This window comes from Streptomyces sp. NPDC046900, assembly GCF_040644975.1.
Lineage (GTDB): Bacteria > Actinomycetota > Actinomycetes > Streptomycetales > Streptomycetaceae > Streptomyces.
On sequence record NZ_JBEYXD010000014.1, the window covers coordinates 172845 to 194152 of the forward strand.

20 protein-coding genes and 2 pseudogenes are annotated in these 21308 nt (G+C 70.0%); 11 read left to right on the forward strand and 11 right to left on the reverse strand.

Annotation, left to right across the window (positions count from 1 at the left end):
* Nucleotides 1-100 precede the first annotated feature (100 nt).
* The 6 genes and pseudogenes from ABZ904_RS17175 to ABZ904_RS17200 all read right to left on the reverse strand — a co-directional run bounded on the left by ABZ904_RS17175 (nt 101) and on the right by ABZ904_RS17200 (nt 5683).
* The gene (locus ABZ904_RS17175; RefSeq protein WP_359409313.1) at nt 101-388 is read right to left on the reverse strand and encodes a hypothetical protein; all 288 of its coding nucleotides are present in this window, start codon (nt 386-388) and stop codon (nt 101-103) included.
* A gap of 75 nt (nt 389-463) precedes the next feature.
* Entirely contained in the window at nt 464-724 is a 261-nt protein-coding gene (locus ABZ904_RS17180; RefSeq protein WP_359409311.1) for a hypothetical protein, read from the reverse strand.
* Nucleotides 725-1176: 452 nt separating this feature from the next.
* Nucleotides 1177-1356 (reverse strand): annotated as a pseudogene (locus ABZ904_RS17185) (DUF5994 family protein); the annotation flags it as partial.
* A gap of 843 nt (nt 1357-2199) precedes the next feature.
* Nucleotides 2200-3228, reverse strand: a complete 1029-nt coding sequence (locus tag ABZ904_RS17190; protein ID WP_360990437.1) for a M48 family metalloprotease — start codon at nt 3226-3228, stop codon at nt 2200-2202.
* A gap of 1224 nt (nt 3229-4452) precedes the next feature.
* Nucleotides 4453-4800 (reverse strand): carboxymuconolactone decarboxylase family protein, encoded by a 348-nt coding sequence (locus tag ABZ904_RS17195; RefSeq protein ID WP_360990440.1) that lies wholly within the window; start codon nt 4798-4800, stop codon nt 4453-4455.
* A 94-nt stretch (nt 4801-4894) separates the two neighbouring features.
* Complete coding sequence (locus ABZ904_RS17200; RefSeq protein WP_361823961.1) at nt 4895-5683, reverse strand: SDR family oxidoreductase; 789 nt, start codon at nt 5681-5683, stop codon at nt 4895-4897.
* A gap of 414 nt (nt 5684-6097) precedes the next feature.
* Between ABZ904_RS17200 and ABZ904_RS17205 the strand changes: the two genes are divergently transcribed.
* Together ABZ904_RS17205 and ABZ904_RS17210 are read left to right on the forward strand one after the other, a co-directional pair.
* Nucleotides 6098-7027, forward strand: coding sequence for a LysR family transcriptional regulator (locus tag ABZ904_RS17205; RefSeq protein ID WP_361823964.1), 930 nt, complete (start codon nt 6098-6100; stop codon nt 7025-7027).
* Nucleotides 7028-7365: 338 nt separating this feature from the next.
* Nucleotides 7366-7853: pseudogene (locus ABZ904_RS17210) on the forward strand (glyoxalase).
* Between the two features lie 56 nt (nt 7854-7909).
* Here the strand turns inward: ABZ904_RS17210 and ABZ904_RS17215 are convergent.
* The 4 genes from ABZ904_RS17215 to ABZ904_RS17230 all read right to left on the reverse strand — a co-directional run bounded on the left by ABZ904_RS17215 (nt 7910) and on the right by ABZ904_RS17230 (nt 13303).
* Complete coding sequence (locus ABZ904_RS17215) at nt 7910-9049, reverse strand: hypothetical protein (RefSeq protein ID WP_361823966.1); 1140 nt, start codon at nt 9047-9049, stop codon at nt 7910-7912.
* Between the two features lie 996 nt (nt 9050-10045).
* Nucleotides 10046-11386: a glycoside hydrolase family 3 N-terminal domain-containing protein gene (locus ABZ904_RS17220; RefSeq protein WP_361823969.1), complete on the reverse strand. Its 1341-nt coding sequence runs from the start codon at nt 11384-11386 to the stop codon at nt 10046-10048.
* A 346-nt stretch (nt 11387-11732) separates the two neighbouring features.
* Nucleotides 11733-12200, reverse strand: a complete 468-nt coding sequence (locus ABZ904_RS17225; RefSeq protein WP_361823972.1) for a lamin tail domain-containing protein — start codon at nt 12198-12200, stop codon at nt 11733-11735.
* 632 nt (nt 12201-12832) lie between these two features.
* The gene (locus ABZ904_RS17230; RefSeq protein ID WP_360990458.1) at nt 12833-13303 is read right to left on the reverse strand and encodes an ArsI/CadI family heavy metal resistance metalloenzyme; all 471 of its coding nucleotides are present in this window, start codon (nt 13301-13303) and stop codon (nt 12833-12835) included.
* Nucleotides 13304-13382: 79 nt separating this feature from the next.
* Here ABZ904_RS17230 and ABZ904_RS17235 point away from each other — a divergent pair, with 79 nt between their 5' ends.
* The 9 genes from ABZ904_RS17235 to ABZ904_RS17275 all read left to right on the forward strand — a co-directional run bounded on the left by ABZ904_RS17235 (nt 13383) and on the right by ABZ904_RS17275 (nt 20535).
* Nucleotides 13383-13763 carry a metalloregulator ArsR/SmtB family transcription factor gene (locus ABZ904_RS17235; RefSeq protein ID WP_359396188.1) on the forward strand — a complete coding sequence of 127 codons (381 nt, stop codon included), beginning with the start codon at nt 13383-13385 and terminating at the stop codon, nt 13761-13763.
* Nucleotides 13760-14503, forward strand: coding sequence for an MIP/aquaporin family protein (locus ABZ904_RS17240; protein ID WP_361823976.1), 744 nt, complete (start codon nt 13760-13762; stop codon nt 14501-14503). The genes ABZ904_RS17235 and ABZ904_RS17240 overlap by 4 nt, the downstream gene beginning before the upstream one ends.
* Before the next feature lie 29 nt (nt 14504-14532).
* A complete protein-coding gene (locus tag ABZ904_RS17245) occupies nt 14533-14952 on the forward strand; it encodes an arsenate reductase ArsC (protein WP_361823979.1) in 420 nt (139 codons plus the stop codon).
* 35 nt (nt 14953-14987) lie between these two features.
* Entirely contained in the window at nt 14988-15461 is a 474-nt protein-coding gene (locus ABZ904_RS17250) for an N-acetyltransferase family protein (RefSeq protein WP_359396375.1), read from the forward strand.
* A 109-nt stretch (nt 15462-15570) separates the two neighbouring features.
* A complete protein-coding gene (locus ABZ904_RS17255; protein ID WP_359396194.1) occupies nt 15571-16137 on the forward strand; it encodes a Chromate resistance protein ChrB in 567 nt (188 codons plus the stop codon).
* A 20-nt stretch (nt 16138-16157) separates the two neighbouring features.
* Nucleotides 16158-17315: an MFS transporter gene (locus ABZ904_RS17260; protein ID WP_361824002.1), complete on the forward strand. Its 1158-nt coding sequence runs from the start codon at nt 16158-16160 to the stop codon at nt 17313-17315.
* Nucleotides 17316-17709: 394 nt separating this feature from the next.
* Nucleotides 17710-19542, forward strand: a complete 1833-nt coding sequence (locus tag ABZ904_RS17265; RefSeq protein WP_361823982.1) for a heavy-metal-associated domain-containing protein — start codon at nt 17710-17712, stop codon at nt 19540-19542.
* A gap of 177 nt (nt 19543-19719) precedes the next feature.
* Entirely contained in the window at nt 19720-20193 is a 474-nt protein-coding gene (locus ABZ904_RS17270; protein ID WP_360990477.1) for an NUDIX domain-containing protein, read from the forward strand.
* Between the two features lie 129 nt (nt 20194-20322).
* Nucleotides 20323-20535, forward strand: a complete 213-nt coding sequence (locus ABZ904_RS17275) for a hypothetical protein (protein WP_360990480.1) — start codon at nt 20323-20325, stop codon at nt 20533-20535.
* 57 nt (nt 20536-20592) lie between these two features.
* Here ABZ904_RS17275 and ABZ904_RS17280 read toward each other — a convergent pair whose 3' ends face one another.
* Nucleotides 20593-21249, reverse strand: a complete 657-nt coding sequence (locus ABZ904_RS17280; protein WP_361823986.1) for an SDR family oxidoreductase — start codon at nt 21247-21249, stop codon at nt 20593-20595.
* Nucleotides 21250-21308 lie beyond the last annotated feature (59 nt).

Here is a 21308-nt window from a genome sequence, read left to right on the forward strand (position 1 = left end):
GGTAACTACGGTAGATTCCGGCAGTGCACCTACCACTGCGAAGCCTGATCTGGACGAGGATGGGTGGCCAGCGGCTGCCGAACATTCGAGGACGATCCCTTTATTGGTCACCCTGAGTAGTCGATTCTGACTCTTCTTCCTCCTCCATGATGCGGATGCCGTCGTGAGTCAGCGAGACGGTGGCGGGGGTGTTGTGCGATGTCCAGTCGACGGTGATCAGTCCTTCGCCGACGAGGAAGGCGCAGGCCGCGGTGAGATCTTCGTCGGGTACGTGGAGCTCGTCGCGGAGTGTCGCTCCACCGACCTCGGGGCGATTGCATTCGACGGCTCCGTACAGAGATCGGAGAACCGCTTTGCGGTAGGCCTTGCGTTCACGGAGTGTCGTCATGGCTGTCGCTCCAGGGCTTGTGGCCGACGGTGCGGGCGACGTTGGGGTCGGCGGCTTCGCGTTCTCACCGTCCGGTCACACCTCGTCACTGGGATCGTGTTCCGCGAAGGATGATGCGCTCGAGGTCAGCCAGGATCCTGCGGACTGCGCGGTATGAGCGGTGTCAATGATGAGGTGGAGACGGGTCGCCCCTTCGCGGCCGGCTGGGTAGCTGCGTTGTTCGGTCGAAGAGAAGCAGCAACGCAGTACTTGGGCGACGCGACGGGCGACCTCTGGCGTTGCTGCGATGATGCGGACCTCAGCATGGTCTGGGGAGGGCAAGGGTTCATGATCCATGGCGTACCTCCGGCAGGCGTGTTGAGGGCGCACAAGCAGTCACCGGAATCCTGGGGCCCGCGTGCCACTACGCCTCCACGCACGCCTCTTCCTGCACGTACGTCCCTTCTTGAAGCGTATGCCCACGCCTGTCGTCGCTGCTTTTTGGACCCGGGACCCCGCGCTGCGGCGTCCCGGTGGAGGACCGCCGTCACTCGGGCCGAAGCGGCATGCGGTGATGGTGGGTGCACCGCTCTGAGCTGGTCGCTTGCCGACAGCGGGTCTTTCACGCGATTCCCGGTTGCCCTTCTGGCTTCCCGGCGGCTTCGCCGCTGAACCCGGCCTCGGCGAGAGCCAACATTTGCGGGGCTGTCAGGCGGATCTCGGGGTCGGTGGCGGCATCCAGCAGCCAGGGTGGCCGTTCCAAGAGGCTGAACGGGTGGGATGACCAGCAGTTGCCACCGATGCACGGTGCCGACGTCCAGGACGATGGCATGCGCCTCGAAATCGACGTCTGTAAGGGCCACCTCGATCGCGTGGCCAGGCGTCATGACGGTACGAGGTGCGGCGGGCCAAGCGGCGGTGCCGACGGTGACGCGCGTGACGGTGCCGAATCCCGGGTCGAGCGAGCCGACCAGCGCGGGCAGCTCCAGTGCTAGCTCGTCGGGCCGTCGTACGTCGCCAGCAGTGGTCGTCGAACGATCTCGTGCCTCTGGCCGACCTCGCCGAGGGCGGCGCTCACCAAGTCGGCCTGAGCTGCAAAAGCCTCATGGCGCGCACGTTCTTGGCCTGGGAACGAAGCTGATTGGACGGGATCTCCGACTGACGGTGCCCGGAGAGCCCGGCGGCGCACGCTTCCGGACTCCGCCGCGGCCGCGTAACACGTGAGCTGCTCCCTAAACTGGCCGCCGACCAGCTAGAACTCCGTCCATGGCCCGACACTCATGGCATCGCGCGGATCGCGATCCTGCACTTGTCCGGCCTGGGTAACAGAGCTCTAGGCGGTCTACCTGGGGCATCCATGGGGCGCCTTAGCAGTGAGCCACGAAACGTGCAGGCCAGCACCCCGTAGCCGCGCGGCCTCTAAATCTGCCGGCTCAGCCTTCCCAGGTTCGAATCCTGGCGCCGACACGCTAGTGGGAATCGGTCCCTGACCAGCAAGTCTGGTCGGGGGCCGCTCTCGTTCTCGGCTCACGTGAGTTCCCACCGTTCCCCCGTCCGTTCCGGCACGGTCGTGGCACGCCCGGTGACCTTGATCACTGGCCGGCTGGCTGCCTTGGCCGCGCCAGGGAAGTGCGTCTTGTGCGACTCATCGCCGTTGACAGCAGTGGTCGTGCCCGCCAGGGACTCGATCACCCTCCGTGCCCGTACTCGGCGACCCCGACGACAACCGGTGGTGCCAGTTCTTTCGCCGCTCCCGCGCCTGACCGGTGAGGTCGGGTATCCGGACCCCGGCGTATGTGCGATCGGCAGACAGTCGCACTGACGGCTTTCGATCAAGTGCTTGCCGGCGGTGAGGCGGCGAGTAAGGGCCGTGCCCGGCTCACCGTGTCCTGGTGGAAGTGGTGAGCCAAGGCTCTCCCGTGCGGCGGCCTGCCGTGGCTGGCCCTGTCATCTGCGCGGATGTCCGGGCCAGTTGTCGTCGTCTGAGGGCGCCGGTTCGCTTCGCACGGCCCGGTGTCGGTTCTGGCTTCGGGACAGGGCCTAGCCGTCGAAGCCGTCTCGGACAATGCGGCGGGCCACCGCGACGCGGGCCCCGGCGAGTTCAGCGTTGATCCGCTGTTGCCGTTCGTCGTCCGTCGCCACGGCAGCGGGTGCGGGTGGGCCGGCGAGCAGACACGTCGCTGCCGCTCGTACTCGTACTCGGGGATCGATGCCATGTGTGCTCTGAGCCGCTCCCAGATCTCCTCCGGCTTGGCCTCGACCGTGCGGGCGCCGCGCGGTCCGGCGAGGGCGGTCTGGCCGGCCTCGCGCCGGAGGGCGACGGCGGCGGAATCCGTGACCAGCAGCCGGTCCACCAGGCCCACCGCCGCCTCGGTGGACGCCGCGCGGGCGGCCTCGCGGTCGGCAAGGTACTCGGCTCGCTGGGCGGCCCGCAGCGTCAGGTGGTCCAGCAGCGTCAGAACGCCCTGGAGGAGCAGCCGGGGCACGATGTAGAGCAGGTTGACGAGCATTTCGACGGCGGACGGCTTGGCTATCGGGATGAAGTAGTAGTGCCAGGTGGTCAGCGAGCGGTACGCCGTCGACAGCACCAGACCTTGGCGTGTGTCGCCGGTGCTGCAGTGGGCGAGTTCGTGGCCGAGCAGTGCGATCCTCTGCTGCGGCGTGAGGATCTCCCACAGGGGCAGCCCCAGCGTCAGCGGTCGCCGCCCGCGCACGCCATGGGTCATGACGCTCGCGTTGACCTGCGCGTCGACCCTGACCTCGTCGACACCGCGGGTGCCGACCACCCGGGCGACCTCGTCGACCAGCGCGTAGAGCTCGGGCGCATCGCCACGGTGCAGAACCTGGTCTGTCTTGGGCAACCGCGCGGCCCGCGGTCTGAAGGGCCACGCGACCCCGAGGAGGGTAGTCCCAGCACCATGCCCATGTCGCCTCATCCGCGCACCAGCCACCAGAGGCCGCCGAAGACGAGGGCCACGGTGACGCCTGCCGTGTACGGCGAGGGCGATGGCGATGGCGAGCAGCGAGGAGGCGTCGCGCCGGGCGCGCAGGCTTCCGCCGGCCGTCACCTCCGCCAGGAGTTTCTCGCCGTGCCGTCGCGACAGGACACGCCGCGCCCTGTCCAGCCGGTTTTGCTCCTGGTGCGGCGTTTCCGGGTCCACGTTCCAGTCACAGACCGCGCACCAGGCGACGTATCTGCTGTCCGCGGATCTCGGCCCCACACTCCGGGCACGACCGAGAAATCTCCTCGGCGGTGCGCACGGCTGCGCCCTCCCCCATCCCCGTGACCCCTCCCCAGAAGCCTGTCCATGAGACTCCGAGTCGATCATTGGAGGCCGCCCACGTAAAGGCCAATCGTGGCGGTCAGGTCCGTCCGTGATTCAAACGAAACCGTCCAGCTCAAGTGGGTGATCGGGGCCGTCTCGCCCGTTGCTCGGCCGAGTTGCCGAGCCGTCTCCACAACGCTCGCGTCAGCTGCTTGCGGCGGTGCCGCCCCCGCGGCGTAGACGTGCCAGGTGCCGACAAGTTCCCCGTCAGGCCCGGCTACGGCTGGTGGTGGTGCTTACACACGACCGGCGGCAGCATGCTCCGCTTCGTAGCACAGTCCGCATGTCATTCGTCTGGCTTCGGGCATGTGGGTGGAGGAGCCGGGCGGGCCGGGAAGCGGGTCGCTGGTGACATGCAGGTGCCCGCCACAGATCCCGGCCCCGCACCGAGCGCAAGCGGCTACAGCAATAGGCGCGCCTGGTGGGACGGTCGAAGCACGACTCTCGGCAACGCAGTCAAAGCAATGCATGACGGCTTGCCTTTCTGGGTCATGAAGCCTTGCCGATCCAAATATCCTAGGTTCGACTCCTCTAGGGCGCGCTTTAGGTCTGTCGTTGAGAAGTCACGGACCGTTGTCCGAATTGGGGAAGGTCCGATCTCCAACCACTGGAAGCCACTGGAAGTAAGACCCCAAGAGGTTTCAGAACGCTCTGCAAGTCCTGACCCCTCTTGTTCAAGCCCTGCTGCAGCACAACCAGGTCACCGACCTGGTGAATGCGTCCCCGCCCCCACGTGCTCGAGGCGAGGTCGGAAAGGGCTCACGGGGCGCTGCCCTGCTCGGCCTGGTCGAAGAACTTCATGGCCATGAAGCCGTGCGCATAGCTGCCACCCGCGCGCAGTGCCGCGGCGATCATGACGGTCTCCGCCAGTTCCTGCTGGGTCGCGCCCGCGGAATGCGCGGCCTTGGTGTGCGCCTCGATGCAGTACGCGCACTGGGTGGTCAGCGCCACGGCCACGGCCATGAGTTCGGTGTGCTTGGGAGCGATGGCCTTGTTGGTGCCGCGCAGGACCTGTGTGTCCCAGGCCATGAACGTCTTGAAGGCATCGGGGGCGCCGGCGCGTATGTGCTTGGCGTACTGGTGGTCGGTGTGCTCGTGGTAGGACACGATGCGCTCCTGTGATGTCGGCCGACGGGGTGCGGGACGTGGTGGCGTCCCACAGTCGGGTGGGTGTCTGGGGGAGCGGGCGGGTGACGGCCGGTCAGTAGATGTTGCGTCCGGCCCTGACGCCGCCGTCGACGTCCCAGGTGGCGCCGGTGACCCAGTCGGCCTGGTCCGACAGGAGGAAGGCCACGGCGGGAGCGACGTCGTCAGGGGTTCCGACGCGGCCGAGAGGGTGGAAGCTGTTGAACCCGTCGAGCGTGGAGTCGATTTCGTCCTTGGGGATGAACGCCTCGTAGATGGGGGTTCGGACCACGGCAGGGGCCACGGTGTTGACCCGGATGCCGTGCGGGGCGAGTTCCATGGCCAGGTGCTGGGTCAGGGAGTGCAGGCCGGCCTTGGCCACGGAGTACGCCGAGGACGGTGTCGCGGCCATGGCCTGGTGCGCCAGCATGCCGCCGATGTTGACGACGGCTCCCTTGTTGCCGCGGGCGATCATGTTGCCGGCGACGGTCTGGGTCACGAAGTAGAAGGCTCGGGTGATGGCCTGGTAGCGGTCGTAGTCGTCCTGGGCGTGCTCCAGGAAGGACTTGGGCTCGAAGACACCGGCGGCGTTGACGAGCAGGGTGGCGTCGGCGTGCTGCTCGGTCAGCTCGTCGCGCAGGCGATCCACCGCGGCGCGGTCGAACAGGTCGGCGGCCAGGCCGACGGCGTTTCCGAATTCGGCCAGCTCGGCCGTGGCCTTGGCGGCGCTGGTCTGGCTCCGGCCGGTGACGACGGAACTGCCACCGCCCTGAAGGACACGGCGGGCGGAAGCCAGCCCGATACCGCTGGTACCGCCGATGACGATGACCTTCTGCCCGGTGAAGTCGGGAGTGTTGCTGGGCATGCGTGTGCTCCTCGATGCGTGTTCTGCACGGATCGCAGCGAGCCGTACGGGCTCGCGCTTGGGTTGTTTCTGGATAACCGGATAAAAGGGGGATGTGGAAATGACGTACGCCCAGAGGCAGTGGGCGAGTGCTCATCCTGAGCGCCGTAGATTCGCTTTGTGCTTGTGCTGCGCAAGCGCCATGTCGAAGGTGGCCGAGTCACTTATGAAGAGCGTGAAGCTCTGCGTGCCGGACACCGGGTCGCCGGATGAGTGTCAGATGAATTGAAGAGGTTTGGCTCGGGTGACGGCCCGGGCCTTCGGTATTAACTGATCCCCGAATGTCCGGGAACGTCTCAGACTGTAGGGCGCTCCATGCGGCTCCGGTAGAGGATCAGGGCGAATGCGGGTATAACGGGTCGCTATACCGCAGAGATGAGAATCGTCATCGTGAACATCGAAGCGTTGCGCTACGCCCAGGCCGTCTCCCGCACGAAGTCCTTCAGCGCGGCCGCGCGGGCTTACGGGGTGACGCAGCCGGCCCTGTCGAACGGCGTGGCACGGCTGGAGGAGGAGCTCGGCATCAAGCTCTTCGATCGCTCACCGCGCGGAGTCAAGCCCTCCGCACATGGCGCGCGGATCCTGCCGCTGATCGACGACGTCCTCGACGACCTCGACACTCTTCTCGCCGAGACCCAGCGGCTGGCCCGTCCGGTCACCGAAGCGATCCGCATGGGCGTGTCACCCCTGATCGGGGCCGACCTGGTCGCCCGGACGTTCCAGGCCGCCCGTGGCCTGACGCGTCCACGCGACCTGGTCCTGCGGGAGGGGGATCTCGAGCCCCTGACCAGCGACCTCCAGGCAGGCCGCCTGGACATCGTCCTCGTCCCGGCTGTGGCGGGGATGCCCACGTTCCGGCACCGCGTCATCGCCCGCGAACCGGTGGTCGTGATCGACCCGGCCGCCTCCGGGGACGACAGCCCGGTCGAACTCAAGGCCGTGGCCGACGCCGCCTACATCCTCGGGCCCAGTACCTGCGGACTGACCACCTTCACCACCGAGCTCTTCCAAAGCGACGACCTGGCGCTGCGTACGTACCCCGGCGAAGCCGCCAGTTTCCGGGCGGTGGACGAGTGGGCGGCGATAGGCCTGGGTGCGGCACTCCTGCCCCGCTCCAAGATCACACACGAGCACACGAGCTGCCGTCCCCTCCTCCAGGCGGGGAAACCCGTCGAGATCGCCTACGAGGCCGTCTGGGACTGCGACACCCCCCTCGGGGCTGACCTGGAGGAATTGGTCACGGCACTCACCGCGGCCGGAGAGGCCCCGGCCCCGCAGGTCGGGTCCGCTCCCGCGACGCAGTGATGAGTGGGGCCTCCACCGGACACACGCGCCTCGGCACAGCAGTCCGAGCGACGTGGTGCCGAGCACGGAAGGAGCGGTGCCGAGCACGGAAGGATGGGGCTGTTCCTTCCGCATGCGCACCAGCCGCGCTCGGGGCAGACCGGCATGGCGCTTATCGGCCGCCTCCCTGAGCTCCTGAGCTCCCCTTACGAGTGCCCGTGCCCGATTCCGGGCGTCCTGCAGCTCTTCGGCTGCGGCAGTTGGCGGAGACGTCGATGCCATCGATTTCACAGGTGACGCATCGAGTCCCAGGTCTCCACCTGCTCCACCGATATCGCGTTCTCTCGGAATTCGATTCCATGAAGGTGAAAAGAGATGGATCTGAACTCGAAGCCATCGTGCTGCCCGTCTCCGACGTCGTTCGGGCCAAGAACTTCTACGAGGCGGCGGGATTCCGCTTGGATGTCGACAACACGTTCAGTGACGACTACCGGTTGGTGCACTTCACGCCGCCCGGCTCCGCGTGCTCGATCCTCTTCGGCAAGGGCATGATCTCCGCCGACCCCGGCTCCGCCCAGGGCCTGTACCTCGTCGTCTCGGATGTCGAAAGGCGCGCGCGGAGCTCGTCGGCCGCGGCATCGACGTGAGCGAGGTGGTCCACGACGCCGGAGGACTTCTCCACCATGGCCACGAGTCCGGAGACGCCGTCCACCGCGGCGCAGGCCAGGAGCGGATCGCCGGCCCGCACCCCGACCGCACCTCCTATGCCTCCTATGCCACCTTCAGCGACCCGGACGGCAACGGTTGGGTGCTTCAGGAGATCACGGAACGTCGGCCCGTCCGCTGACATTTCGCCAGGTGGCACGGCACGGGCTGCGCCGATGCCCCCGCTCAAGCGTCCATCTAGTCAGCGCAGCCCGGGACGGCGCCGGAGGGTCGGCAGTTGTCCGGTGTGTTGCCGACGATGGAGCTACCCATCAGGTCGACGGTGCTGCCGGGATTCTCGAAGATGCCGCCGCCTTCGAGCACCGCGCTGTTGCCCAGCACGGAGCTGCTGGTGAGGGTCGCGGTGCCCGCGCCGTTGTAGAGCCCGCCACCCCGGGAGTCGGCAGCGGTGACCTTGTTGGCCGCGAGGCTGGAGGAGTTGACGTCAAGTGTGGCGAAGTTGCGGATCCCGCCGCCTTCGTCGGCTGCGCTGTTCCCGCTGATGGTGCTGGAGTTGACGGTGAGAGAGCCGGCGAGGTTGAAGACGCCGCCGCCGACGTCGGCGGTGTTGTTCTGCACGCTGCTGCTGCTGATCGTCCCGGTGCCGACGTCATAGACACCACCTCCCTCGGCTTGGGCGGAGTTGTTCCGCACGTAGCTGGACTGCATGAGCAGGGTGCCGAGATTGTGGATGCCGCCGCCGTGGTGGGCCTCGTTGCCCGACACGATCGTGGAGCGGACGGTGACGCTGCCGCCAAGGGTGTACAGGCCTCCGCCGCCCCAGTTGACGGCGTTGTTCCTGACGATGCTGCTGGAGATCGTGGTGCTGCTGCCTCCGAAGGACGCGACGGCGCCGCCCTCGTGGGCGGTGTTGCCGGTCAGGATGCTGTTGTTGACGGACAGGACGCGGCCGGCGTCGACGAGGACGGCGCCGCCGTACTCGTCACCGAGGTGTCCGTTGCGCAGGGTGACGCGGTTGAGGGTGAGCTCGCCGTCCGTGCCGCCGACTTCGAAGATGCGGAAGTTCGGGGTGAGGGGTGCGGCGGCGCGTTCGATGACGGAGTTGGAGCCGTTGATGGTGATGGGCTCGGTGATCACCGGTAGCCCGTTCGGTCCGCTGCCGCCGGTGGGAGGCTCGATCTTGTCGAGGGAGTAGACGCAGTTCGGCGCCAGGTCGATGGTGCCGCCGCCCGCCAGATCGGCGGTGTCGATGGCGGCTACGAGGGCGGCTTCGTCGCAGGTGATCGGTGCGGCGTAGGCGGGGGCGGGGAGTACGGCCAGCCCGAGGGCCAGCGTGATGGCGGCGAGTGTGCCGCCGGCTTTGGGTGCGAAGTGCACGGAAGAGTCCTTATGGCCGTGGGGGAGCCTGGTTGGATCCCACCGGTGAATCGGGGGATCTCCTCGCGTCCGAACGCTAAGGGAGGTGTTCTAAGGGGAGCCGGTTGTCCCGGCGACGGCCGGAATCTGACCCTCTGACGGCGTATCAGATCTCACCCGCCTGGTGATCTTGGCGCCTGATGGCCACCTCGTTGATCAATGTCGGGAGGAGAGAGGTGACTCACGTCAAGCACTGGGCGCCGCCCGTGACCTGCACGTGAGCCGTTCGTCAGCTCGGGTCTGGATCACTGAAGCAGGCGTGGACCGGTGGCCGGGGGGCCGGTGACGTGTGCCTGCGCCTGGGTGTCGGACTCCTCGGCCTCGATGAGCGTCCGGCCCCGTCGTCCGGCCGGCATGGCCGGACGACGGGGCCGGACGAGAGCGTTGTAAGACCAGGTCAGGGCCCATCCCGAGGTGGCGTCTGGCGCGCATCGTGTCGGCCATGCGCGGCTGCCGTGAAGGGTGTGACCCGGATGTGACGTACCCAAGTGGCCGGCTTCACGGGAGCGTTGGTCCTGCAACCATCTGCCGTCACCCGTGACACAGCAGCCGCACAGACCGCTGAAGAGAGTGACCCCGGGCGGGGTCTGGCGCCTGGACTCCGGGGGGAGGCCGGCGCCGTCGTGCGGGGTCAGGCTCGCCCCCTCGCGGTGGGCCTGCCCCCGCATGCGAGCCGAAAGCCGGCCTGGGCGCCCCACACGTGGCAGGGCGCCCAGGCCTATGTAGCGGTGTCGCCGACCGCAGCTTCGGTCCGCCGCCGCTCCGGTCGAACCGGAGCGACCCGGCCACATCCCTCTCGTCCCAGGCCGCCAGGGCGGCGCGCTCCCGGCACACGCTCAGATCGTGCAGGCTGTGCGCGGTGCCGAGGGCGGATCCCCCGACCCGTGTGCCGGGTTCGCGCCGGGCCAGGCAGGGAACGCAGGGAGTCACCGGGCAAGGGGTGCGATCGGCTCCCGCTCAGGAGCAGAGATTCACGTGCCGGACGGCCAGGACGTGCCCCGCCGCCTCGATGAGGCGGCTGCGGGCGAGGTGTCCGCCGGCCACCGCATTGGTGATCGCCGTGGCGATCGAGGACGTTTGGGAGCTGACATTGGTCCCCAGGTCGAACATGACCATGTCGGCACCGGAGCGCAGGGCCTGGACGGCGGCGGAGGAGACGCTGAAGCCGGCGGCGGAGATCGCCTTGGCGCTGAGCGAGTCGGTGACCACCAGCCCCTTGAAGCCCAGCTTGCCGCGCAGCTCGTAGCTGATGGCGGTGGGGGACAGGCTCGCCGGATTGGTGCCGAGGCCCGGCACGATGTTGTTGGAGACCATGATCGCCGGGGCGCCCGCCTTGATGGCCGCTGTGAACGGCGGGAGGCCCACCTTCTGCAGGGTGGGCCAGGGCAGGGTGCGGGCGGGGCCGAAATCGGAGTTGTAGGTGGAGCCACCGAGGCCCGGGAAGTGCTTGACGACGGGTATCACGTGTCCGTCGCGCAACCCGTTCATGTACGCGACACCGTCCTTGGAGACCACCGAGGTGTTGCCGCTGAAGGACCGCCATCCGTCGGGGTTGGTCCGGCCGGGGGCCACGTTCCTGCCGTCGACGTCGACCACCGGTGCGAGGTCCATGTTCACCTGGGCGGCGGCCATCTTGGCGGCGACCTTGGCGACGTTCTGCTGGATCTGGGCCGGGGTCCAGTGCGCGCCCATGTACGAGGGCCAGGGCAGGTTTCCGACGAGGTTCGACATGCGCTGGATGCCGCCGCCCTCCTCGTCGGTCATCACCAGCAGGCCCAGGCGGCCGGGTACATGGGACTTCAGGGTGGTCAGCCGGGAGCCGAGATCGGACGGCGCCTTGCTGCCGAACAGCAGCACACCGCCCGCACCGGCGCTCACCTCGGAGGTGACGTCGGACACCGAGGTCTCCGACACCGGGACGGCGATGGTCAGCATGGCCAGCCGGCGGTTCGACCACGCGGTCAGCTTCGTGGTGTTGGTGCACGCGGTGGCGGTGGCGGCGAGGTCCGGAGCGAGGGACGAGGGGGAGAGGGAAGGAGCGCCGGACGGGGCGAGGGAGGAGGGCACGCCGGACGGGGCGAGAGCCGAAGACGAGTGGGAAGGTGCGGCGGGCGAGGCGAGGGATGTGTCGGGGCCACTGGGGTGCGGGGCCGCCTTGGGGGTACCTGTGCCACAGCCCGCCAGGAGCACTGCCGCCACGGCGGCAGCGGCGCTCAGTCTGCGTGTGGTCGTGGCCCGGCCGGGGAGCCGCGGCGGCACTGTCGCGCTTCTGCGGTCACGGTACGACGGGGGATTCATCGCCTGGCCTCCTTTCGGGAGGCGCGACGGTTCCCGTCGCGCCCAGGGCCGTATGAGCATGAGGTGGGCTTCACGAAGCGTGAGATGCGCACCGGCCCGCATTTGTTCGCTGATCATCGCTCGGCCTACCAGGATCGCGCCTCGCGGAGTCGGCCGGAAGCCCAGCCGATGTGAGGGGGGCCACTCAGGGCTTGCCTCGACCGTGTAGGTCTGCAAGGCGCCTCTGCCGTTCTTCGCCAATGCGTCGGCGGTGCGCCGCGCCCGCGAGGGGCTGCGGCGCACCGCCGGATGGAGCGTGCGCGGCGCCGGCCCCTGGGGGGCCGGTCACGTACGCGCAGACGGATGGTCAGCGGTGTCGGCGGCCCCAGGAGGCGATGTCGACGGTGCGGCCGTGGTCGTTGCGCAGGACGGCGGTGTCGGAGTGGTTGTCCCACGCGTAGTGGCGGCGGTCCTGGAAGAGGTCGGTGCGGGTGTCGTGGCCGATGCCGGTGTGGACGCGGACCGTGGCGCGGGCGCCCAGGCGGTAGTGGTGGAAGGTGTAGGTGTGGTGGTCGCGGCCCGACAGCGTCCATCCGCCGAGGTTGACCGCGTGGCGGGTGGTGTTGGTGATCTCCACCCATTCGCGGTTCAGGGAGCGGTTGGAGCCGTCCTCACGGCCGGGGGAGTCGTACTGCACCCGGCTGATCCGCACGTCGGGCCGGTGCTGCGGGGCCGGGTGGCCGGCGGCGGACGCGGGCAGTGCCGCCACCCCGCCCAGAGCGGCGGTGGTGAGGACAACGGCGGCCAGACGGCGGGCAGTCGTGGAAGTGGACACAGGTTCCCCCTGCATGGTGCGGGCACGCCGTGCGCGGCAAGGCCGCGCACGGACTGTGCGATGTACGGGTGCATGGCCGGGATGGCCGCGCACTCACACCGTGCCGCCCGGGTGCCGGAGATGTGCGTGAAACGTGAACCGTGTTACGTAATGCCCATATCCTTATGATGCTTGCCTGTATCGACCATTTATTCGGCGAGCGCGCCAGGTTGACGCCACGTCGAGTCAACCGCCCTTGCCGCTTCTGGCCTGCGGCACTCGTGCACCACGGTCCGCCACCCCGGCCTCGTTCCAGGCGTCACCCGAAAGTGAGTAACGGCCAGTCGGATCGTGCTGACCTGGGCGAAGGAGCCTTTCTGGCGTCCGAGGCCGACCTGCCGGCCGGGGGCGTGGGCGGTCGGTGAATGACGCGCAGGGTCCGGTGGTCGGTACGTCCGCGGCCTTGCAGCCGTGCGGCCGACGGCAGTGGCGAGCGTCCGGTCGGTACGTCTCCGGCCATGCGGCCATGCGGCCATGCGGCCATGCGGCCATGCGGCCATGCGGCCATGCGGCCATGCGGCCATGCGGCCATGCGGCCATGCGGCCATGCGGTCCTCGGTAGCCGGTGAGCGTCGCTCGAGCCGGCCGTCGATTCACTGGCCGCAGGCGCATCCCGTCACTGCCGTGTCCTCGGTGGCCTGGCTGGTGCAGCAGTCGTCACCCGTGGCCGCGGGATCGGCGCTCTTGCCGAGGGTGTCGGCGTCGCCCTTGACGACGTAGACCTCCCAGGGCTCCTGGCCGGGTCCGTGGACCCACACCTTGTCCTGCAGGGCGTAGCAGCAGGAGGTGTCGTTCTCCTCGAAGGTCGCGAGGCCCGCGTCCTTCAGGCGACCGGTGGCCGCGTTGACCTGCTCGGTGGACTCGACCTCGACGCCGAGGTGGTCCAGGCGGGTCTCCTGGCCGGGCTCGCCCTCGATCAGGACGAGCTTGAGTGGGGGTTCCGCGATGGCGAAGTTGGCGTAGCCCTCGCGCCGCTTGGCGGGCTCGGTGCCGAAGAGCTTCGAGTAGAAGGTGATCGACGCTTCGAGGTCGCTGACACGCAGCGCGAGCTGAGCACGGGACATGGCAGGGCTCCCATCGGCTTGCATTGATGTATGTCGATGCAAGCTTGTGGCTTGGATCGAAGGATGTCAACATAGACGTATGTCGAAGCAAGAACTTGTGGTGCTCGGGCAGACCGATGAGACCGGCGCGTGCTGCCCGGGGCTGACGGCCGCGCCCCTGGACGAGGACCAGGCCGCCGAGCTGGCGAAGCTGTTCAAGGCACTGGGCGACCCCGTACGGCTTCGTCTGCTGTCGTTGATCGCTTCACGGGCGGGTGGCGAGGTCTGCGTGTGTGATCTGACCCCGGCCTTCGACCTGTCCCAGCCGACGATCTCGCATCACCTGAAGCTGCTGCGTCAGGCGGGTCTGATCGACTGCGAGCGCCGGGGCACTTGGGTCTACTACTGGGCGCTGCCCGCCGCGCTCGACCGGCTCGCCGTGTTCCTCAAGACGTCGCAGACGGCCGAGGTGCCCGCGTGAGCGTCTCGCTCGGGCGTAGGGCCCTCGCCGAGGCCGTGGGGTCGGCCGCCCTGGTCGCGGTGGTCGTCGGCTCCGGGATCCAGGCCACCGGACTGACCCGCGACGTCGGTCTGCAACTGCTGGCCAACTCACTGGCCACGGTTTTCGGGCTGGGCGTGCTCATCGTGCTGCTCGCGCCCGTCTCCGGCGCTCATTTCAACCCGGTCGTCACGCTCGCGGCCTGGTTCACCGACCGCCGTGGCGAGGGCGGGCTGACCGTACGGGACGTGATCGCGTACGTTCCGGCGCAGATCGCGGGAGCGGTCACCGGTGCCGTCGTGGCTGACGCGATGTTCGGCAAGCCGCTCGTGCGGTGGTCCAGCCATGATCGCTTCGCCGGTCACCTGTGGCTGGGCGAGGTCGTCGCGACCGCCGGACTCGTCCTGCTGATCTTCGGGCTGGCCCGTACCGGTCGCGCCCACTTCGGCCCCGTCGCGGTGGCCTCCTATATCGGCGCGGCGTACTGGTTCACGTCCTCCACCTCGTTCGCCAACCCGGCGGTCACCATCGGCCGGACCTTCACCGACACCTTCGCCGGCATCGCCCCCGGCTCACTCGGGCCCTTCATCGCCGCGCAACTGCTCGGCGCCGCGCTGGGCCTGGGGCTGGTGATCGCGCTGTTCGGACGCCCGGCACCCGCGCAGACCAGCACCGCCCCACTCCAGGGCGAACCCGGACTCGCCGCCCCCACACTCCCCTGACCGGCCTCCGCCCAGAAAGACACCCCGCCATGAACATTCCCGCCGCCGAGCGCCCCTCCGTGCTGTTCGTCTGCGTCCACAACGCCGGGCGCTCCCAGATGGCCGCCGCGTTCCTCACTCACCTCGCGGGCGACCGCGTTCAGGTGCGCTCCGCCGGGTCCGCGCCTGCCGACACGGTCAACCCGGCCGTCGTCCGAGCGATGTCGGAGGTGGGCGTCGACATCTCGGCCGAGGTGCCCAAGGTGCTGACCGTTGAGGCCGTCCAGGCGTCCGACGTGGTCATCACGATGGGCTGCGGCGACACCTGCCCGGTCTTCCCCGGCAAGCGCTACCTCGACTGGGAGCTCCCCGACCCGGCCGGACAGGGCGTCGAAGCCGTCCGCCCCATTCGCGACGAGATCGAGAAGCGTGTCCGCGGCCTCCTCGACGAGATCGCTCCAGCGGAGTGAGCGTGAGGACGGCAAGCGGGGTTCGCATCGTGGCCATGGGCCTCGAACACGCCGATGAGGTCCTGACGATCTACCAACTCGGCATCGACGAGGGCGACGCCACCTTCGAGACCACCGCGCCCACCTGGGAGCACTTCGACGCCGCCAAGCTGCCTCAGCACCGGCACGTCGCCGTCGACGAGGCGGGCAAGGTACTGGGCTGGGTCGCTGCCGTGCCGGTGTCCGACCGATGCGCGTATGCCGGCGTCGTCGAACACTCGGTGTACGTGCACCCCGAGGCCCGCGGCCGGGGAGTCGGTTCGGCACTCCTGCGGGCGCTGATCGGCTCGACCGAGGCGGCGGGCGTCTGGACGATCCAGTCCGGCATCTTCCCCGAGAACACCAGCAGCCTCGCCCTGCACCAGAGGGCGGGATTCCGCGTCATCGGGACACGCGAACGCATCGGACAGCACCACGGCACATGGCGAGACGTCACCCTCGTCGAACGCCGCAGCTCTGTCATCGCATGACCCGTGACACGAATCTGCGCCGACCGGGGCCGCTGCTCGCGACCGGGGTGCCGAGTTCCTGAGCGAGCGATCGCAGACCTGGGTGGTAACAGCGGTTACATTTTATGGTGTGTCGAACAATGGAGCCCTTAGTCGCTGGCTTGTCCTCCTGATCAAAGTGGCCGCTGAGCCGTCCCGGCACCGGGTCGCGGTCTGGCGCGAGCTGCGGAAGATCGGCGCGCTCTCCCTGGGCCAGGGCGTGTGGGCCGTACCGGACGTGCCCGTCTTCGCGGACGGCGTCTGCCGGGTGATCGCCCTGACCGAACAGTCCGACGGCCAGGCGGTGACCCTCTCCGCCTCCGGGCGCGGTCCTGAGGACGCCGCGCGCCTCCAGGCGCAGTTCACCGCCGCCCGGTCCGCGGACTGGGCAGAGTTCCTGGCCGACTGCGGGAAGTACGAGGCGGAGCTGGCGAAGGAGATCCGCATCGCCAAGTTCACCCTCGCCGAACTGGAAGAGGAGGAGCAGTCCCTCGAGCGGCTGCGGCGCTGGCACCGCGATCTGACGGCCCGGGACGTGTTCGGCGCCCCGGAGGCAGCGGAGGCCGGCAAGCGGCTCAAGGAGTGCGCCGCAGCCTGCGAGGACTATGCGGAACGCGTGTTCGCGGCCCTGCACCAAGCGCCGGAGGAGAACCTGTGAGCCGGGCGGCGCCGGTGCGCATGGCACCGGCCCGGCAGACATGGCCGCTGTACGGGGCCGGGTTCACGACCGCCTTTGGTGCACACGGCATCGCCGCGAGTCTGGGCGGCTTCTCGGAGGACGCGGTCACCTCGCTGATGGTGCTGGGCGGGCTCCTCGCCCTGTACGACGGTGCCGAAGTCCTCCTCAAGCCGCTGTTCGGCACACTCGCAGACCGCATCGGCGCCCGCCCCGTGCTGCTCGGCGGGCTCATAGCCTTCTCGGCCGCCTCCGGCCTGTACGTCGTCGCCGACAGCCCCGGCTGGCTCTGGGCGGCCCGCCTCGGCCAGGGCGCAGCGGCCTCCGCGTTCTCCCCGTCGGCCTCCGCCCTGGTGGCCCGGCTCAACCCGGCGGCCAAGCATGGCCGGGCCTTCGGCAGTTACGGCTTCTACAAGTCCATCGGCTACACCCTCGGCCCGCTGCTCGGCGGTGTGCTCGTCTGGGCGGGCGGTCTGCGGCTGCTGTTCGCCGTACTGGCCGTGCTCGGCGCGGCGGTCGCCGCCTGGGCCGCACTCGCCGTACCCGTCGTCCCCCCGTTGCCGAAGGTCCGGCAGACCGTGCTGGACCTGGCCCGGCGCCTGGCCGACCCCGCCTTCCTCGCCCCGACCTCCGCGCTGGCCGCCGCGACCGCGGCCCTGTCGGTCGGCGTCGGCTTCCTGCCCGTCTCCGGCAGGGCGGCCGGGCTGGGCACCGTCGCCACGGGTGCCGCCGTGTCCGTGCTCGCCGCCTGTGCGGCCGTCGTACAGCCAAGGGCCGGGCGCGCCCTCGACGAGGGACGCCTCACCGCCCGCTCCGGCATGGTCGCCGGGCTGCTGGTCACCGCTGCCGGACTGGCCTGCGCCACACTGCCCGGTGTGGCCGGCGTCCTGCTGGGCGCGGCTCTGACCGGTGCCGGAACCGGCCTGATCACCCCGCTGGGCTTCGCCGCGCTGGCCGCGAGCACCCCCGCGGAACGTCTCGGCCAGACCATGGGCGCCGCCGAGCTCGGCCGTGAACTCGGGGATGCGGGCGGTCCCCTCCTTGTCGCGGCCGTCGCTTCCGCCGCCACCCTCGCCTACGGCTACGCGGCGCTCGTGGTTCTCCTGTCGGTGGGGGCCGTCGTCCTGTCGGCCAGGGCACCCAGGGGCGCGAGCACGTAGAGCCGGCGGGGTTGGCCCATCAGCGCACGGCGGGCCGGGCCTGCAAGAAGGGGGTGGGGCCCTGGCCTGGCGTGCGCGTCCTGGCGAGTCCCTTCACCCCAGCAGCCCCGCAGCTCCGTCAGCTGTGCCCGCTCCGTCGGCTACGCCCTCAGGCCCGAATCCGAGGCCCGAATCCGAGGGCCGAATCCCGTGGCCGACGTCGCCGACTGACGGCGTGTAGGCCGTCCCCCGGAACCGGCGCTGGTGTTCACGCCGCATGGCTTCCCCTGATCGGGTGTGGGGCGCGCGGTAGTACGGGTACATGTTGGGCGTGGCCGGAAGCGTGGCGTCCGTTCTCGCTCTGCCGGGCCGGATCCCGGCTCGGACGGTGCCCCCGGACCAGGTGTGCACAGCCGTGTCGGCCGTGGCTCGCGCCGGGGGCCGGGGGGCGTGGTTCCTGGTCAGGGCCGTCGGCGGGGCGACGGCCGGAGTGACCAAGGCGGGTCTGCACACCGCCGAGGGCGCGGGGCGCATCGTCACGTCGGCAGCCCGGCACGGGGTCTTCGGGGCCATGGGGGCGCCCGCGAGCGCCGCGCGGGTCGGGCATGCGCTGGTCGACCTTCATCCGCGGCGGCACACCCGTAGCGTCTGGACCGGTCACGGGCGTGCGCACATCGAGGTGCGGGGGCTTGCGCACAGCGGTCACCTGCAGGAGCGGTTGGCCAAGGCGGTGACCCGGTCGCTGCGGAGCCTGGAGGGGGTGCGATGGGCCGAGATCAACGCCGTGACCGGTGAGGTACTGCTGGCGTTCGACGAGGGACGCGTGGGCACCGACCGGGTCCTGGACACGATCAGGGCGGTCGAGCAGGCCCATGGCGTGCAGGACGCGGACTTCCCCTGGGCGCAGCCGGTCACCCCGGGCGACGACGTGCCGGTCGCGGCCGTGGCGACCGAGTTGCTGGTCGACTGCGCCGCGGTGTGCGCCGGAGCCGCCCAGCGGATCCTGCGTCTGCCACCGCTGCCCCGGGCCGTGCCCACGCTGGTCGCCGCGCTGGAGCTCGAGCGGGCACTGCGCAGGCCGTTGATGCGGCGGATCGGGCCGCCCCAGACCGATGTACTGCTGTCGCTGGTCAGCGCCGTCGTCAACGGGCTGTGCGACGGCGTCGCCATGCCGGCCGTCGACGTGGCGAGCCGGATGCTGCTCCTCGGCGAGGTCCGCGCACGGCGCGAGGTGTGGGAGCGGCGCGAGAAGGATCTGTGCCCCGGCCCGGACTGCGTACCGCACACCCGGCCGGCCCGGCACCTGCGCGCCAGGTCCCGGCCGTCCGGACCCGTCGGGACATGGGAGGCGCGGCTGGAGGCGTTCGCCCCGCTCACCGCCGCCGCCGTGCTGGTCCTGACGCGCAGTCCGGCGCGGGCGGCGAACGCGCTGCTCGCCGCTGTGCCGCGAGCCGCCCGCTACGGGCGGGAGGGCTTCGCGTCGGCGGTCGGACGCGGACTGGCGAAACGCGGTGTCGTACCGCTGGACCCGACCGCACTGCGCCTGCTCGACCGGGTCTCAGCCGTCGTGATCGACTCGGCCGTCCTGGTGAACCACCGGCAGGAACAGCAGGGCGGCCGGATCGATCCGCTGGCCGTGCCGGTGCTGGCCGCGGCACGGGCCACCGGAGCGCACGTGGTGCTCACCGACGACGACCGCATCCGCGCACTGCTCTCCCTCGCCGACCAGGTCGTCGGCAGGGGCGAACGTCTCGCCGACCGAGTGTGCGAGCTCCGGGATCTTGGCGAGGGCGTCCTGGTCGTCTCGGGGACGGACGCCGAGGCGCTGGCCGCCGCGGACATCGCGGTAGGGGTGCCCGGCGCACCGGGCGTCGAGGCGTCCTGGTCGGCGGACCTGGTCTGCGTGGACGGTCTCGCCGACGCCTGGTGCGTCCTGCGCGCGGTGACCGCGGCCCGCACGGTGTCCCGGGGCGCCGTCCAGTTGACGCTGGCGGGATCCATGGTGGGGATTCTCTTCGCGGTCGTCGGACGCAGGCGCGGCATGGTCCACGCCCTCACCCCCGTCCACATGGCGAGCCTGCTCGCTCTGCTCTGGGCCGTCGTGGCCGCCCGTCGTGTCACCCGCGGCGGGCCCGCGCTCGGTCCTTGGTCATCCGCGATGCACGCGGGTCTGGAAGCGTCCGGCGGCGACGTCGAACAGCCCAGGCCGCCACGCGCCACGTCCTCGAGCCCGCAGCGGTCGCCCTGAGTGCCGTACCGAGTCCCGCATCACGCCCGTACCCCGACGCCGGTACCACTGGCGCGCACCGGGGCGGGACGGCACTGAGCCGCGCAAGAAGGCGGCGGAGGAGCACACTTGCGAGGGGCGGTCCAGTCACGGCCCGTCTTCGCTCGTCTTCGCGTCGTACCGCCGGGAGCCCGATCCATGGGTCGTATCGACTATCTGCACGATCCCGAAGCCCCGCCCGCCAACTCCGTCGTCCCCTCGGTCGTGGCCTTCGTGCGGGACCGCGCCGGTCGCGTGCTGATGGTTCAGCGGTCGGACAACGGCCGTTGGGCGCTGCCCGGTGGCGGGCACGACATCGGCGAGTCCATCGGCGACACCGTCGTCCGCGAAGTGCGTGAGGAGACCGGCATCGAGGTGGAGGTCCTCGGGCTCTCCGGCATCTACACGGACCCCGGGCACGTGATGCGGTACGACGACGGGGAGGTCCGCCAGCAGTTCAGCATCTGCTTCAGGGCGCGCCCGGTCGGCGGACGGCTCCGCACCAGTTCCGAGACGACCCAGGTCCGCTGGGTCGAACCCACGGACCTCGGCGGATTGGACGTGCACCCCACCATGCGGCTGCGGATCGAACACGCCATGGACGACACCCGGGTGGACCCCTACGTCGGCTGACACCTCATCGCCGCGGTCCGCACACTGGCTCCTGCTCGGGCCGGACCGTCGGTTGCGCCGAGTCGTCGCGGCTCTCGTGGAGTCGTCGCGCCTCTGCGCCGCCTTGCCGCGTTCTCGTACGCTGAGGCCATGTCGTCCCGCCGCAGGAACTGCCCCGAGTGCCGTCGGGAAATCGCCGTCGTCGCGGGGCGGTTCGCGCGGCACGACCCGCCGGGGGCGCGGGAAAGCGGGGGGCTCGTCTCCTGTCCCGGGTCGCGTCGGCTCGCGCAGACCGACGCCGCGCAGCCCGCGCTCGACGGGTACGCCGTACCCGAATTCCCCGGTCAGCTCCCTCTCTTCTGAAGGACGCTTCTCAACTCCCGGGTGCCCCGGAGGCTTTGGCCCGGGATCGGACTCCGGTCAGTTGCCCGCCACCGACTTCACCGCCACGGACACCGGGGTCGAACCGCCGATGAGTTCCAGGGTCAGACCAGCCGTCGCCGGTGTGTCGACGAGTTCCGCGAGGACCGTCGCCACGTCGTCGCGCGGGACCGGGCCACGGCCGGTGTGCGCCTCCAGGCGGACGACACCGGTGCCGGGGTCGTCCGTCAGTGCGCCGGGGCGCAGGATCGTCCAGTCAAGGGACTTGTGGGCGCGTACGTAGGCGTCGGCCTCGCCCTTCGTGCGCAGATACACGTCGAAGACCTCGTCGCCCGGGTGCTCCGGATCCGCGCCCATCGACGAGACCACGACGAGGCGGCGTACTCCGGTGCGTTCCGCGGCGTCCGCGAACTTGATCGCCGCATCCCGGTCCACGGTGTACTTGCGGTCCACTCCGCTGCCGGGGCCCGCGCCCGCCGCGAAGACCGCCGCGTCGGCTCCCTCCAGGTGCGCGGCGATCTCCTCGACCGACGCCGACTCCAGGTCGCACACGATCGGTTCGGCACCCGCCGCCCTCAGATCGTCGGCCTGCTCCGCGCGGCGGATGATCCCCGCGGCCTCTTCTCCGCGCGCGGCGAGCAACCGCTCCAGCCGCAGCGCGATCTGACCATGCCCACCAGCGATGACAATGCGCATGTTTCCGACCGTACGCCGGGAGGGACGCCTTTGCCGCGCGACTTCACCCACGGCTCCGA

What these genes read in the sequence shown, in the direction of transcription:
- ABZ904_RS17220 (WP_361823969.1), bottom strand. Translation starts at nt 11,386, where the DNA reads ATGAATCCCCCGTCGTACCGTGACCGCAGAAGCGCGACAGTGCCGCCG.
- ABZ904_RS17260 (WP_361824002.1), top strand. Translation starts at nt 16,158, where the DNA reads ATGGCACCGGCCCGGCAGACATGGCCGCTGTACGGGGCCGGGTTCACG.
- ABZ904_RS17280 (WP_361823986.1), bottom strand. Translation starts at nt 21,249, where the DNA reads ATGCGCATTGTCATCGCTGGTGGGCATGGTCAGATCGCGCTGCGGCTG.
- ABZ904_RS17175 (WP_359409313.1), bottom strand. Translation starts at nt 388, where the DNA reads ATGACGACACTCCGTGAACGCAAGGCCTACCGCAAAGCGGTTCTCCGA.
- ABZ904_RS17205 (WP_361823964.1), top strand. Translation starts at nt 6,098, where the DNA reads ATGAGAATCGTCATCGTGAACATCGAAGCGTTGCGCTACGCCCAGGCC.
- ABZ904_RS17270 (WP_360990477.1), top strand. Translation starts at nt 19,720, where the DNA reads ATGGGTCGTATCGACTATCTGCACGATCCCGAAGCCCCGCCCGCCAAC.
- ABZ904_RS17245 (WP_361823979.1), top strand. Translation starts at nt 14,533, where the DNA reads ATGAACATTCCCGCCGCCGAGCGCCCCTCCGTGCTGTTCGTCTGCGTC.
- ABZ904_RS17250 (WP_359396375.1), top strand. Translation starts at nt 14,988, where the DNA reads ATGGGCCTCGAACACGCCGATGAGGTCCTGACGATCTACCAACTCGGC.
- ABZ904_RS17235 (WP_359396188.1), top strand. Translation starts at nt 13,383, where the DNA reads ATGTCGAAGCAAGAACTTGTGGTGCTCGGGCAGACCGATGAGACCGGC.
- ABZ904_RS17230 (WP_360990458.1), bottom strand. Translation starts at nt 13,303, where the DNA reads ATGTCCCGTGCTCAGCTCGCGCTGCGTGTCAGCGACCTCGAAGCGTCG.
- ABZ904_RS17275 (WP_360990480.1), top strand. Translation starts at nt 20,323, where the DNA reads ATGTCGTCCCGCCGCAGGAACTGCCCCGAGTGCCGTCGGGAAATCGCC.
- ABZ904_RS17200 (WP_361823961.1), bottom strand. Translation starts at nt 5,683, where the DNA reads ATGCCCAGCAACACTCCCGACTTCACCGGGCAGAAGGTCATCGTCATC.
- ABZ904_RS17180 (WP_359409311.1), bottom strand. Translation starts at nt 724, where the DNA reads ATGGATCATGAACCCTTGCCCTCCCCAGACCATGCTGAGGTCCGCATC.